The sequence below is a fragment of the Heminiphilus faecis genome, from assembly GCF_008728965.1.
Lineage (GTDB): Bacteria > Bacteroidota > Bacteroidia > Bacteroidales > Muribaculaceae > Muribaculum > Muribaculum faecis.
Map to the genome: position 1 here is coordinate 20,093 of NZ_VSMC01000019.1, position 14,395 is coordinate 34,487.

Annotated in this window: 8 protein-coding genes; 7 read left to right on the forward strand and 1 reads right to left on the reverse strand. The window is 50.2% G+C overall.

Translation table 11 applies throughout. The annotated features are described in order from the left end of the window. Positions 1 to 11 precede the first annotated feature (11 nt). From FW767_RS08975 to FW767_RS09005, 7 genes are all read left to right on the forward strand, one after another. Positions 12 to 1,139: an efflux RND transporter periplasmic adaptor subunit gene (locus FW767_RS08975; RefSeq protein WP_121699798.1), complete on the forward strand. Its 1,128-nt coding sequence runs from the start codon at positions 12 to 14 to the stop codon at positions 1,137 to 1,139. A 28-nt stretch (positions 1,140 to 1,167) separates the two neighbouring features. Then, positions 1,168 to 4,335, forward strand: coding sequence for an efflux RND transporter permease subunit (locus tag FW767_RS08980; RefSeq protein ID WP_121699797.1), 3,168 nt, complete (start codon positions 1,168 to 1,170; stop codon positions 4,333 to 4,335). 583 nt (positions 4,336 to 4,918) lie between these two features. Then, positions 4,919 to 8,236 (forward strand): SusC/RagA family TonB-linked outer membrane protein, encoded by a 3,318-nt coding sequence (locus FW767_RS08985; protein ID WP_121699796.1) that lies wholly within the window; start codon positions 4,919 to 4,921, stop codon positions 8,234 to 8,236. Positions 8,237 to 8,257: 21 nt separating this feature from the next. After that, entirely contained in the window at positions 8,258 to 9,853 is a 1,596-nt protein-coding gene (locus FW767_RS08990) for a RagB/SusD family nutrient uptake outer membrane protein (protein ID WP_121699795.1), read from the forward strand. Between the two features lie 45 nt (positions 9,854 to 9,898). Then, complete coding sequence (locus tag FW767_RS08995; protein ID WP_121699794.1) at positions 9,899 to 10,801, forward strand: zinc-binding metallopeptidase; 903 nt, start codon at positions 9,899 to 9,901, stop codon at positions 10,799 to 10,801. A 20-nt stretch (positions 10,802 to 10,821) separates the two neighbouring features. Beyond that, positions 10,822 to 12,150: a DUF4302 domain-containing protein gene (locus tag FW767_RS09000; protein WP_205523881.1), complete on the forward strand. Its 1,329-nt coding sequence runs from the start codon at positions 10,822 to 10,824 to the stop codon at positions 12,148 to 12,150. Positions 12,151 to 12,162: 12 nt separating this feature from the next. Then, a complete protein-coding gene (locus FW767_RS09005) occupies positions 12,163 to 13,395 on the forward strand; it encodes a BACON domain-containing protein (protein ID WP_121699792.1) in 1,233 nt (410 codons plus the stop codon). Positions 13,396 to 13,464: 69 nt separating this feature from the next. Here the strand turns inward: FW767_RS09005 and FW767_RS09010 are convergent, their stop codons facing one another. Further along, on the reverse strand, positions 13,465 to 13,653 hold the full coding sequence (locus FW767_RS09010) for a hypothetical protein (RefSeq protein ID WP_121699791.1): 189 nt from the start codon (positions 13,651 to 13,653) through the stop codon (positions 13,465 to 13,467). Positions 13,654 to 14,395: the final 742 nt, after the last annotated feature.

Consider the following 14,395-nt stretch of genomic DNA (forward strand, 5'->3'; position numbering starts at 1 on the left):
AAATTATAGCGATGAGACACCTTACTATTTTGCAATATGCGTGTGCGATAGCGGTTACCGCTGTGGCGGTATCATGCGGACGCAAGCCCGATCACAAAACCGGTGACGAGGTTCCGTCAGTCGATGTGGCGTTACCTGTCGTAGACTCCGTGACCCTCTACAAGACCTACCCCGGATATGCCATAGCCAATCTTACGGCTCAGGTGGTGGGGCGCGTCAACGGCACGCTGCTGTCCAAGAACTTCGAATCGGGTTCGTTTGTCACCAAAGGACAGGTGCTTTTTACAATTGAGTCGACCAAATACCGTGATGCGGTGGCGCAGGCGCAAGCAGCATTGACAACCGCCAAGAGCGAGTATGCATACGCATCAAGGCAATACGAGGCCCTCAAAAAGGCATTTGAGAGCGATGCGGTGTCGCAGATGGAAGTCATTCAGGGGCAGAGCAATATGGAGCAGGCGCAGGCTGCCATAAAAAATGCGCAGGCTGCGCTGGGTATAGCATCGACCAATCTGGCCTACTGTACCGTAAGGGCTCCGTTTTCAGGCCATATCACATCGGGCGCGGTCGATGTGGGCAACTACATAAACGGCGAGGGCACTCCCGTAAAACTTGCCACCTTGTATGATGACTCTTCGGTGATCATAGCGTTTTCAATCGAAGATGCGCAGTATGAACGTATGGCAGGAGCCAAAGGTGACCCTGAGAAAGAGGCCCTTTACCGCAATGTACCGTTGTCATTTTCCGAGCCGCTGCCACATGAGTACACCGCTGACCTGTCCTATACGTCGCCGGCGGTAGACAAGTCCACCGGTACGCTTGACATACATGTCAGGCTCGATAACTCTTACGGCGAGCTGCGTCCCGGTATGTATGCCACCGTCAACCTGCCTTACGGCAATGAGCCGGAAGCTATTCTTGTAAAAGACGCGTCCATAGGTACCGATCAGCTTGGCAAGTATCTGTATGTGGTCAATGACTCCGACAAGGTCGTGTATACTCCTGTCGAGGTCGGTGGCCTGTATCATGATTCATTGCGCGTCGTTACCAAAGGCATCACTCCCGGCACCCGTTATGTGACATCGGCGCTTCTTAAGGTGCGCGACGGAATGCCAGTCAAGCCTGTGACGGTAAAATGAATTAATGACAATATAAAAAGTTGAGGCGATGTTTTCGAAGTTCTTTATCGACCGACCTATTTTCGCTACGGTGCTGGCGATCATAATGGTGTTTGCCGGTCTGCTTACCATAAAATCATTACCTGTGGCCCAGTTCCCCGACATCACACCGCCTACGGTGAGCGTCATGGCCACTTATCCCGGTGCCAACGCACAGACTGTCGCACGCACTGTGGGCGTGCCTATAGAGGAACAGATAAACGGAGTGGAAAACATGCTGTATATGAGTTCTAACTCCGGCAGTGACGGCAGTTACATGCTCACGATAACATTTGAGCTCGGTACCGACATAGACGAAGCAGCCATCAACGTGCAGAACCGTCTTAATCTTGCGGAGCCGACATTGCCCACCTCTGTCAAGCAGCAGGGCATATCGGTCAACAAGGAGTCGACCAATATAGTGCTGTTCTGCTCGCTGGAAGGCGACAGCACAGGGCGCTATGACGCTCTTTATCTTACCAACTACGCCAATATCAATCTTGTCAACGCACTTACCCGAGTAAAAGGAGTGGGTGGCGTTCAGGCATTCGGCGGCGGCGACTACAGCATGAGGATATGGCTTGATCCGGAACTGATGAGGGCACGCGGACTGACACCTTCGGATGTATATGCGGCCATTCAGTCACAGAACATGACCGTGTCGGCCGGTGAAGTGGGCGGAGCTCCCAATCCCGATAAGGATGCCTTTCAGTTTACCCTCACGTCGCAGGGCGAATTGAGCACTGCCGAGGAGTTCGGCAACATCATAATACGCTCTGACGGCAACGGGCTGTTGCGCCTGCGCGATGTCGCCAAAATCGACTTAGGCAGTATATCATACTCGGCCACGACATTCGTATCGGGCAAGGAGGCCGCTCTGCTCGGTATAAAACAATTGCCCGGGGCCAATGCGTTAAAGGTGTCCAAGGCGGCCCGTGAGGAGCTTGACCGACTGAGCCAGTACTTCCCGCCGGGAGTCAAATATAACGTCGTTCTTGATACGTCGGACTTTGTCAACGCATCTATCGACGAAGTGCTGGTGACTTTTGTCGAGACGTCTCTTATCGTGATGATAGTGATACTCTTATTTCTTCAGAACTGGCGCGCGGTCATCATACCGATGCTTACTATACCGGTGTCGCTGATAGCTACGTTTGCCGTGATGAAGCTAATGGGGTTCACTATAAATACGCTTACACTCTTTGGCCTTGTGCTTGCCATAGCCATTGTGGTCGATGACGCCATTGTAGTGGTGGAGGACTGCTCGCGACTTGTCGACGAGGGCAAGCTGTCGAGGCGTCAGGCTGCGGAGAAGGCCATGAACGAGCTGACAGGTCCTGTCATCGGCGAAGTACTGGTGCTGCTGTCTGTATTCATACCCACGGCCTTTGTCAGCGGCATCACGGGTCAGCTTTACAAGCAGTTTGCGCTTACTATAGCGGTGTCTACCGCCTTTTCGGGCTTTAATGCGCTTACATTTACTCCGGCCATGTGTGCACTCTTCCTGACTCCGCGCAATAAAAACGTCAAGAATGTCATTTATCGTGTGTTCAATAAGGGTTATGCGGCTGTCGAGAATTTTTACAAGGCCACGATAGGACACATGCTTCACAAGGCCGGACTGTCGCTTGCCGTATTTTTTGTGATTGCGGCGGCCGGCGTGGCTGTGTTTCTGATGTGGCCCACAAGCTATGTGCCCGAAGAGGATCAGGGCTACTTTATGTCATCGATACAGCTTCCCGAAGGTGCTTCGCTCGAACGCACCGAGAAAGTGGTGAACGACCTGTCGGCGCGCATAAGACATGAGCTTCCCGAAGTGGCCGATGTCATGTCCATATCCGGCTATTCTTTTATGGGCGGCGGGGCATCGTCCAATATGGGATCGCTTTTTGTAGTGCTCAGACCGTGGAACGAACGCAAAAAGGCTTCACAGAGCGTATATGCCATAATAGACAGCGTAAACCGCATGGCTCAGAGCTATCAGGAAGCCATAATATTTTCGGTGAATCCGCCTACCATACAGGGCCTTGGCATGTCATCGGGGCTTGAGATGCAGCTGCTTGACATAAATAATCTCGGCGCCACAGAAATGATGAAGGCCGTGGCGAGTCTTCAGGAGGCTGCGAAGACGGAGCCGGCCATTGAGTCGATAACCAGCCTGTATCAGGGCGTAGTGCCGCAGTACCGACTTGATATAAACCGCGACAAGGTAAAACTGCAGGGCCTGTCTATGAGCGATATATTCAGTACTTTGAGCGCTTACATGGGGGGCAGTTATGTAAATGATTTTACCGAATTTGGCCGTGTCTATCAGGTGACTCTGAAAGGTGACGACAGCGCGCGCGGCAATATCGAGGATGTGCTTAAACTGAGTGTGCGCAACGCTTCCGGCGACATGGTGCCGTTTGCTTCGTTTACCACTATAGCTCAGACGATGGGCGAACCTACCGCCTCGCGTTATAATATGTATCCCACGGCGTCGATAACCGCCAATATCGCCAAGGGGGTGAGTTCGAGCGACGGTATAAAGGCTATGGAGCGCCTTGTTCATGACACCTTGGGCAGCAACTACTCGTTCTCATGGACCGGACAGGCCTATCAGGAAACACAGTCGGGTACTACGGTAGCCGTGGTGTTTATCTTCGCCATCATACTTACACTGCTTGTACTTGCCGCTCAGTATGAGAGCTGGACCGATCCGGTGGCTGTCGTTCTGTCGATGCCTGTGGCCATTCTCGGTACTGTGCTCGGCTGCTTGTTTATGAATCAGAGTATAAGCATATACACTCAGATCGGGCTTATCCTCCTTCTGGGACTGTCGGCGAAAAACGCCATACTTATCGTGGAGTACGCCACATATTTCCGCAAGTCGGGTCTTCCCGTCAGGCAATCGGCGCTTAATGCGGGCGTGATACGTTTCCGTCCTATCATGATGACCGCCATAGCTTTTATTTTCGGCGTGATGCCCATGATGTTTGCTCACGGGGCCGGTGCCGAAAGCCGTGTGTCGCTCGGTTCTGCCGTCGTGTTCGGTATGTTGATGAATGCTGTTCTGGGCACGCTTTTCGTTCCTAATTTCTGGGAGCTCATGCAGAATTTCCAAGAAAAGGTGCTCGGTAAGCTGTTTAAGGATGTTGACACCGTGCCATCCTCGCCCACCGATAAACCGGGTGTGTAGCGGCAGGTCGGAAAGATCTAAATTACCCAAACCTTGCGGTAATGGCGTGAGTCTTTCAGGCTCGCAATAATTGAAGTAGCGTTAGTCGGGTGCAGAGTGCCCGGCTAACGCTATATTTGCTATTTTGCAGTTGCGTCTTGAGTATCCGGCGCTACGGGGTGTGTTGTCTTGTGTTTTTAGATATGCGTATCGGCCTTTCATGCGTATGAGGGGCTCTGTTATCTCTATTTTTTTGAAAATTATATAAAATTAATACATGTATGCTGTGTTAGCTCTATCAAATTGATGATATCAGCCGTGTATTTGTGTTGTAATGTAATTGAGGTTGTGTTAAAAACGATAGTTTATTAACGTGGCTATAGCTAATTTAGTTAAAATTCTATAAAATGGGGGGGGGGTAGTTAATAAAGTTTAAACAAATAATTATATCTTTGAGCATGTCAAATTTGAATTTTGATACAGAAGTGCTGATGTTTTTGAAATTTTGCTATTGTTTCTCGTAATTGATGGCGTTTATGATTTTGAAAAGTTGTTTTTGTGTCATTTTGCAATTTAGAGTTTAATCAATCATATTAACTAATTTATGGAAAAAAGATTATTGCTGTTATTGTCAGGTCTGATCATCGGCATAGGACTTTTCGCCCAAGTCAAGGTGACGGGTGTGGTCCTTTCCGCTTCCGATGATGAGCCGCTGATCGGCGCAACCGTATCGGTCAAGGGTACCAAGACCGCGGTTGCCACGGACCTCGATGGAAAGTTTACTATCACTGCTCCTTCCACCAATTCCCAGCTGGAAGTGAAGTATGTGGGAATGAAGACAGTCACTGTTAAAGTACAAGGCACTCCCATGCACATCGTCATGGAGTCGAGTTCGCAGGAGCTTGAGGAAGTGGTGGTGACCGGTATGCAGAAGATGGATAAGCGCCTTTTCACCGGTGCGGCCACGAAGGTTGACGCACAGCAGGCGCGCATAAGCGGTATGGCCGATATATCGCGTTCGCTCGAAGGTCGTGCGGCCGGTGTGTCGGTGCAGAACGTGTCGGGTACTTTCGGTACCGCTCCAAAGATACGCGTACGCGGTGCCACATCTATCTACGGTAGCTCCAAGCCGCTGTGGGTTGTCGACGGTGTCATCATGGAGGACGTACTTGAAGTATCGGCCGACGAACTGTCGTCAGGTAACGCAGAGACCCTTATATCATCGGCCATAGCCGGACTCAACGCCGACGACATCGAGAGCTTCGACATACTTAAGGACGGGTCGGCCACATCTATATATGGTGCGCGCGCTATGGCGGGTGTGATTGTCGTTACTACCAAGAAGGGTACCGCCGGACGCAATTCCATCAACTATACCGGCGAGTTCACCATGCGTCTGAAGCCCAGCTACAGCACCTTCAACATCATGAACTCGCAGGATCAGATGGATATTTATCAGGAGCTTGCCAAGAAAGGTTATCTCAACTACGCCGAAATAGCCAACGCATCGTCGAGCGGTGTATACGGTAAAATGTATCAGCTGTTGTCGGAATACGACGCCACCACCGGCCAGTTCGGACTACCCAACACTCCTGAAGCCCGCGCCGCTTATCTGCGCGCCGCCGAATACCGCAATACCGACTGGTTTGACGAACTTTTCTCTACCTCTGTCATGCAGACTCACTCCGTCAGCATATCGTCAGGTACCGAGAAGGCGCAGCACTATGTGTCGGCCAGCGCCATGTACGACCCGGGATGGTACAAACAGAGCCGCATCCAGCGCTACACCGCCAACCTCAACTCTACGTTCAACATCTCCGACAAGGTGTCGGTCAACCTTATAAGCAACGCCTCGTTCCGTAAGCAGCGTGCCCCCGGTACACTTGGAAGCGACGTCGACATGGTGTCGGGTGAGGTGAAGCGCGACTTCGACATCAACCCCTACTCATACTCGATGAACACCTCGCGTACTCTTGATGCCGGCGAGTTCTACACACGCAGCTATGCCCCGTTCAACATACTCCATGAATTGAAAAACAACTACATGCAGCTTGGCGTCAATGACTTCCGCCTTACCGGTATATTGACTTACAAACCCATACGTAAGGTTGAGCTTTCGCTTCTCGGCGGTGTGCAGAAGACCACCACACAGCAGGAACACTTCATCACCGACGACTCAAATCAGGCACAGGCCTATCGCGCCATGCCTACGGCTGCCATCCGTGACAAAAACCCGTTGCTATATACCGATCCCGACAATGTATATGCACTTCCTGTCACCATTCTTCCTAACGGAGGTATTTATGAACGTGCCGACCGTGACATGTTCAAGTGGGACATGCGTGCCGCTGCCCGCTATAACGACGTATTCAATGAAGACCATATCGTCAATCTCTACGCCGGTATGGAGACAAACTCCGTAGACCGTCACTCTACATGGTTCCGCGGCTGGGGTATGCAGTACAGCATGGGTGAGATACCTAACTATGCTTATCAGGCATTCAAGCGCGGTCAGGAGGAGAATACTCCATACTACTCGCTTACCAACGCCCATCAGCGAAGCGTCGCTTTCTTCGGCAACGTTACCTATTCTTACAAGAGCCGTTATACTTTCAACGGCACACTCCGTTACGAAGGCACCAACCAGCTCGGCAAGAGCCGTTCCTCGCGCTGGTTGCCAACATGGAACATATCAGGTTCTTGGAACCTCCACAACGAGTCATGGTTTGAACGCTTCGTGCCTACTTGGAGCCACATGACCCTCCGCGCCTCTTACTCATTAACCGGTGACCGTCCTTCGATCAGCAACGCTTACTCCATTCTCATGGCGGCCAATCCGTGGCGTCCGTTTGCAGGCGTTGGTGAAAGCTCGTTGTACATAGATGACCTTGCCAACGGCTCTCTTACCTACGAGAAAAAGCACGAACTTAACCTCGGCCTTTCGACAGGTGTGCTCGACAACCGCATCAACCTTGAGTTTGATTGGTACAAGCGCAACAACTTCGACCTTATCGGTGTGGCTACCACACAGGGTATCGGCGGTCAGATAACCAAGCTCGGCAACATCGCCGAGATGAAATCGCACGGTGTCGAACTCTCGCTTACCACCCGCAACATCGTCACACGCGACTTCACTTGGACCACCAACTTCATATACTCTTACAACAAGAACGAAGTGACCAAGCTGGAGACATCCAAACGCATGTTTGACCTTATATCAGGTAACGGTTTCGCACAGGAGGGCTATCCGGTACGTTCGCTCTTCTCCATTCCGTTCAAGGGACTTAACGAAGAGGGTCTGCCTACGTTCCTCGATCAGGACGGCAACATCTCCACCACCGGTATCTACTTCCAGACTTCCGATCCCGAGAAACTTAAGTTCCTCGAATATTCGGGTAGCATTGATCCTACCGATATCGGTTCGTTCGGCAACATATTCCGCTACAAGGGTCTTACTCTCAACGTGTATATCACTTACTCGTTTGGCAATGTCATTCGTCTTGATCCTGTGTTCCGTAACGAATATGACGACCTTACAGCTACTCCCAAGGAATTCAAAAACCGCTGGGGTGTGGCCGGTGATGAAAACCGCACCACTATCCCGACAATTGCTTCAAAGCGTCAGAACAAGAACGACTCCAATCTTTCTTATGCGTATAACGCTTACAACTACTCCACAGAGCGTATCGCAAAGGGCGACTTTATACGCATGAAGGAGATATCGGTAAACTATGACTTTCCACAAAAGGTGCTTAATGCACTTCGTCTTGCTCGTCTTAGCGCCAAGCTACAAGCAACCAACATGTTCCTTATCTACGCCGACAAAAAGCTCAACGGACAGGATCCGGAGTTCTTCAACACCGGCGGTGTAGCCGCTCCTACTCCCAAGCAGTTCACGCTTACTGTTAACTTAGGTTTCTAAAAAAGAAAATAGAATACAGATATGAAAAAATATATGAAATACGTTTCGGCGCTTGCGTTGGTCACTGTAGCTCTTACCGGGTGTGATGACTATCTGGACACAATGCCCGACAACCGTGCAACGCTTGACACTGAAGATAAGATAAAGGCGATGCTTACGTCAAGTTATGTTGAAAACGACTATGTACTTGTTGCGGAGTTGTCATCTGACAATACCGACAACATTGGTGACAATATACCTTATACCAATCGCTTTTATGATCAGACCTATTCATGGACTGACGAGACAGAGAGCAATAACGAATCACTCGAACGTTTCTGGTCAGGAGCTTATATAGCGATAGCATCCGCTAATGAGGCGTTGGCTGCAATTGAGACTGCCGCTCCTTCCGCCACTATTGACGAGTGTCGTGGCGAGGCGCTTATAAGTCGTGCCTACAATCACTTTATGCTTGCATGCATGTTCTGTCAGCCATGGACTCAGGACGCAGCCGGCGATCTCGGTCTGCCCTATATGGAAGCCCCCGAAACCGAGCTTATGCCCCAGTATGAGCGCGGCAATCTCGCCGATTTCTATAAAAAGATAGAAGCCGACATCGAAGAAGGTCTCAAATATCTTGGCGACTCACACTACACTGTCCCAAAATACCACTTCAATGTCAAGGCCGCTTATGCTTTCGCCACCCGTTACTATCTATACACCGAGCAGTGGGAGAAAGCTATCAATTATGCTAACAAGTGTCTCGGCTCACAGCCCAAGACAATGCTTCGCGATTGGAAGTCCATGGCGTCCATGACACAAAGCATTGATGCCATATCAAATGAGTATATCAGTGCCTCGTCCAATGCTAACCTGCTTTTGTTGACTGCCTATTCTTCTATGGGTGTTATATGGTCTAATTACTACGGCACTTGTAACCGTTACAACCATAGTCAATATCTGGCAAATAATGAGGATATGAGCGCTCAGAATATATTCGGTACGGGTACAACATTGTGGCATACACCCAAGGCTTACATCGGAAATACAACACGTGTCATATTTTGGAAATACGGCAACCTCTTTGAATTCACTGATCCTGTGGCCCAAGTCGGTTATCGCCGTGCCGTATATCCGGCCTTTACATCCGATGAGGCCCTGCTCAACCGTGCCGAGGCTTACATAATGCTTAAGCGCTATGACGAAGCTGCCGCCGATCTTACCACTTGGATGCAGAATTTCACCAAGAGCACCAAGACTCTGACTCCCGACAATATTCAGGAGTTCTATAAGCCTATCGGGTACTGTTACGACAAAGACCCGAAAGACGATACGGACAACGGTCTTCGGTCGACTATCAAGAAGCATCTTAATCCTGCTTTTGCCATTGATGCCGAAGGATCCGTTCAGGAGTGCATGCTGCAGTGTATGCTTCAGTTCCGTCGTCTTGAGACAATGCATGCGGGTATACGTTGGTTTGACATCAAACGCTATGGTATAGAAATCGTACGCCGCACACTTAATCCTGCCGGTCAGCCAGAGACACGTACCGACTTTCTCGGCAAGGATGACCTGCGCCGCGTCCACCAGATACCTCAGAAAGTGCGTGACGCCGGTTTTGAAGCCAATCCACGCTAATGCGTACCCATTAAGTTTTTTGACAAAGTATAAAGAAAGATTATAATGAAAACAAGCAAAATATTAAGTGTAGCGCTGTTGGCGGTGTCGGCTGCGGCTTTTATCGGCTGCTCGTCCGATGACCCCGATACAAGCATCAGCGTCATCACGCCCGACAGTACCGATCCTACAGAACTTGATACTTGGCTGCTCGCCAACTTCAACAAGCCCTATAACATCGACTTCAAATATCGCTACGAGGATATAGAGGGTGACTTCGACTACTATCTTGTTCCGGCACGTTACGAGGATGCCGTGACTATGGCCCATCTGATTAAATACCTGTGTATCGAGACATATAACGAAGTGGCCGGTACTGACTTTACCTGCCGCTACTTTCCCAAGATGTTCTATACGGTCGGCGAGTGGGAGTACAAAAATAACGGCACGTTTATACTCGGTACCGCCGAGGGTGGCCGCAAGATATTCCTTGCAGGTCTCAACTATCTGCCGCAATGTCTCGGAAATGCCGCACAGCTAAACCACTATTATTTCAAGACCATCCACCATGAATTTACTCACATCCTTAATCAGACCAAGTCTATACCGGCCGATTTTCAGTTGGTGACCGGGTCGGGGTATGTGGCCGATATGTGGAGCGAGTCTCCGTTCAATCAGGAGTATATTGACAATGGCTTTATATCCTCTTATGCGCAGCACTCCTATCAGGAGGACTTTGCCGAGATGATGTCAATCTACGTAACAAACAGCACGGAGGACTGGAACGCTATGCTGTCTGAAGCTTCTTCATCAAGTCGTGAGCTGATACTGCAGAAACTCGATATCGTACGGACCTATATGGAAGAACACTTCAATATAGACATGGATGACCTCCGCGCCACGCTTCAGCGTCGTCAGAACGACGTGGTCAGCGGTAAGGTTGATCTTTCCGATTTAACAGTGGATTAACCTATTAAATGAACGAAATTATGAGATTTAACAGAATATTACCGGCAATGCTGATAGCCCTATCGGCTACACTGCTCCAATCATGTCTTAAAGATCAGGAAGATATATTCGATGAACCGACATCACTCCGAGTGCAGGAGGTGCTCGACAATACCAAGAAAGTGTTGACAAGCTCCGATAATGGCTGGGTATTTGAGTACTATCCCGACCGTAATATAAAATATGGAGGCTATATATATACGGTCAAGTTTGACGATGCTCAAGCTACAGTGGGTTGTGAACTCGCTCCGGGTGTTTTTGAAACGAGTCTTTATAAGATGAAAGGTGACAACGGTCCTACGCTGACTTTTGATTCCTACAACACTCTTATGCACTTCTTTTCCACTCCTTCGTCAGGACATTATGAGGCTTATGACGGTGACTTTGAATTTGCTATCATGGATGTGACCGACAATGTCATCAAACTGCGCGGGAAGCGTACCGGCAACATCATGTACATGCGCCGTCTCGAAGGCGATGCCGCGCAGTACATAGATGCGGTAGCCGCTATGTCCGACAACATGTTCCTGACTTCGGCTTCAGGTACAGTCGGCTCTGCCGCCGTTGAAGTGGGCATAGATCTTGACGTACGTTATATGGCAATCGCTTGGGGTGAGGGTGAAGACCAGTATGACGGCAACTACTTTCTGCCTACGCCCACCGGCATACGTTTTATGTCGCCTGTGACGGTCGGCGACGCCACTGTCGAGGAACTTGTCTATGACCCGGACAACATGGTATACAGCGGTACCGACTCCAAAGGCAACGCTGTATCGTTAGCTGGAACTCTGCCTGCTACCTACACGAAATTTGAGGAGTATGCAGGCGAGTTTACCATTTACTTCAATCCCGGTGGTGACCCTTCGACAGTAGACGTGACTTTGGTGCCTGATAAGGCAAATAACCGTTATCTGATTAAAGGATTGAATGATAACTATGATGTGGTGGCGACGTTTAAGAAGTCGTTGGGCGTACTTGAAATCTGCTCTCAGCAGGTAGCGGTCGATGATAGCAACGGACAGCTTATATGGTTCTGTGCATGGGGAATAAACCCGGCTACCGGGTCGGGTTCGATCACATGGGATGAGACCGCCGGCATGTACATCATAAAGGATCCGGAAACCCCCGGAGCGTATGAATTTACGTCTAACGGATATGCAGAATTGGGCTACCCGCCGAATTCATTTGCAGCCTATTACTTCACCGGAACGGTAGGTGGACAACCGAGAGGTCAGGCCGCTCGTAAATGGCGTGTAAATGGAGGCGACGGCTATCAGATGACTTATATCGAAACTATGGTTAAAAAGTAAAATAACGCATATATGAAAAAAATATTCAATATACTTATGATAGCCATCATCGCCGGCGTCGCTTTCACGGCTTGCGATGACGATGATGACAAGTGGGTCGGCGACGGTACCTCGACATTGTCGATATTGAGCCGCGAGACCTCATTTCCGGCCGCTGCTTCGCAGGGCTCTATAGTGGTCGATACTACCGATCCCGTGACAGTCACCTCATCCGATCAGGGATGGGTGACCACCGCGGTGAGCGGCAATACCATATCGGTTAGTGTTACAGAAAATACGTCACTTGACGGACGTTCTTCCACTTTGACGATAAAGGCCGGCAGCAAGACTGCCGAAATCTCGGTAATTCAGTCGGGACTTATATTTGACATGGGCGGTGTGCTCAATATCGGCTCAGGTGACGACGCCACTACCCTTACATATCCGTTTAAGACCAACGCTCCGGTAACTGTAACTACCGATGCCGACTGGTGTACGGCCTCAATTGTCGATGACGCGCTTGTAGTGAGCATGACCGAGAACAGCACCGGACATGTACGCCGATGCAATATATTCTACAAAGTAGGCACTATAGAGGACCGCATACCGGTTGCGCAGTGCGACTTCGACAAGGATATAGCCGGCGAGTGGATGTTCTTCTTTACTGATGCTAATGGTGCGGATAAGGGGTATTATGTGGATATTGTAAAGGATGGTTCGAATCATTATCTTCAACTTAATGAGAAAGATTTGATACCTGTTGTTTATAATGCCGTTACCGGTTCGATATCAATCAAGGGCGGTCAGTTTATCCGTAACTTTATTAATGGGGGTAAAACATATTATCTGCATACTATAATATGGGATACTATCGAAGGTTATCTTACATGGAGTAAATCGGCCGGCATGGCTGCCGAGCTTACGTATAGTGTGCTTAGTGACGGTACGCCGGTGTCAGTCGGCTTCTTTGAAGATGACGGTATGTGGGGTAGTTATGTATCTACCGCTATACGTCTTGAACTCTTTACTTCAAAAACGACTGTTGACAGCAGTACACGAGCTAAATTGGTTTATCTCACGATGATAGAACCGTATCTACTTCGAATAGAACCAACGGCAGAGGCTGCTTCGGCGGCAACTCCGTTGACTATATCGGCTCCGTCACGCAATATGGCGTCTACCTTGAATATGGGCAGGGAGCTTCAGCTCCGCAATGCGGAGAAAGTTGTGAGCGTCGACGCCACAACAGCACGAATAGTGCGTTAATCCCGGCTACAAAAACAGCTTTATACTACAGAACGGAGGGTGTACCTGTGAAGGCGCACCCTCCGGCTTTTACGCACCGTCCACATACTTGTCGGTAGGTAGGCCGATACCACGGTATCCGCCTACGACCCGCATGGCCCTCGCACTGTTTGCCGTGTTACCGGGACATCCGCGGAGTCCGGATGCTGTCCACATTGTCCACGCTCTGTCGTTTGCCGTGGTACCGGGACATCCGTGGAGTCCGGCTCCCGTCCACATTGTCCTCGTTCTGTATGTAGTGTTACCGGAGCATCCGCGGAGTCCGATAAGGACTCCTGCCAAATGTTAGCCGGGGACAAGCCGTCGTCTGAGTATCTGCGTCTCCGCCCCAGCGGAGCCTGTGAAGGCTCCTGCCCTGACATTAACCTTGCTTTTCCCCTATATCGCCATTCCTCAAAAAAGACTGATGTTTGGCAAGAGTCTTTGCAGACTCTAAAATGGCCGTAATCTCGATACCGGGCACTTCGTACCCGGCTAACAAACAGCAAGCGACTTTCAGTCGCCCAATCCGCTCCCACACTCTGTCGTTTGCCGTGTTACCGGGACATCCGTGGAGTCCGGCTCCCGTCCACATTGTCCACGCTCTGTATGTAGTGTTACCGGAGCATCCGCGGAGTCCGATAAGGACTCCTGCCAAATGTTAGCCGGGGACAAGCCGTCGGTAGACGGCGCAGTCTCCGGTATCTGCGTCTCCGCCCCAGCGGAGCCTGTGAAGGCTCCTGCCCTGACATTAACCTTGCTTTTCCCCTATATCGCCATTCCTCAAAAAAGACTGATGTTTGGCAAGAGTCTTTGCAGACTCTAAAATGGCCGTAATCTCGATACCGGGCACTTCGTACCCGGCTAACAAATAGCAAGCGACTTTCAGTCGCCCAATCCGCTCCCACACTCTGTCGTTTGCCGTGGTACCGGGACATCCGTGGAGTCCGGCTCCCGTCCACATTGTCCACGCTCTGTTTGC

Excerpts from the sequence above, each read along its gene's own strand:
- FW767_RS08975 (WP_121699798.1), top strand. The coding sequence starts at position 12 with ATGAGACACCTTACTATTTTGCAATATGCGTGTGCGATAGCGGTTACC.
- FW767_RS08980 (WP_121699797.1), top strand. The coding sequence starts at position 1,168 with ATGTTTTCGAAGTTCTTTATCGACCGACCTATTTTCGCTACGGTGCTG.
- FW767_RS08985 (WP_121699796.1), top strand. The coding sequence starts at position 4,919 with ATGGAAAAAAGATTATTGCTGTTATTGTCAGGTCTGATCATCGGCATA.
- FW767_RS08990 (WP_121699795.1), top strand. The coding sequence starts at position 8,258 with ATGAAAAAATATATGAAATACGTTTCGGCGCTTGCGTTGGTCACTGTA.
- FW767_RS08995 (WP_121699794.1), top strand. The coding sequence starts at position 9,899 with ATGAAAACAAGCAAAATATTAAGTGTAGCGCTGTTGGCGGTGTCGGCT.
- FW767_RS09000 (WP_205523881.1), top strand. The coding sequence starts at position 10,822 with ATGAGATTTAACAGAATATTACCGGCAATGCTGATAGCCCTATCGGCT.
- FW767_RS09005 (WP_121699792.1), top strand. The coding sequence starts at position 12,163 with ATGAAAAAAATATTCAATATACTTATGATAGCCATCATCGCCGGCGTC.
- FW767_RS09010 (WP_121699791.1), bottom strand. The coding sequence starts at position 13,653 with ATGTGGACGGGAGCCGGACTCCACGGATGTCCCGGTACCACGGCAAAC.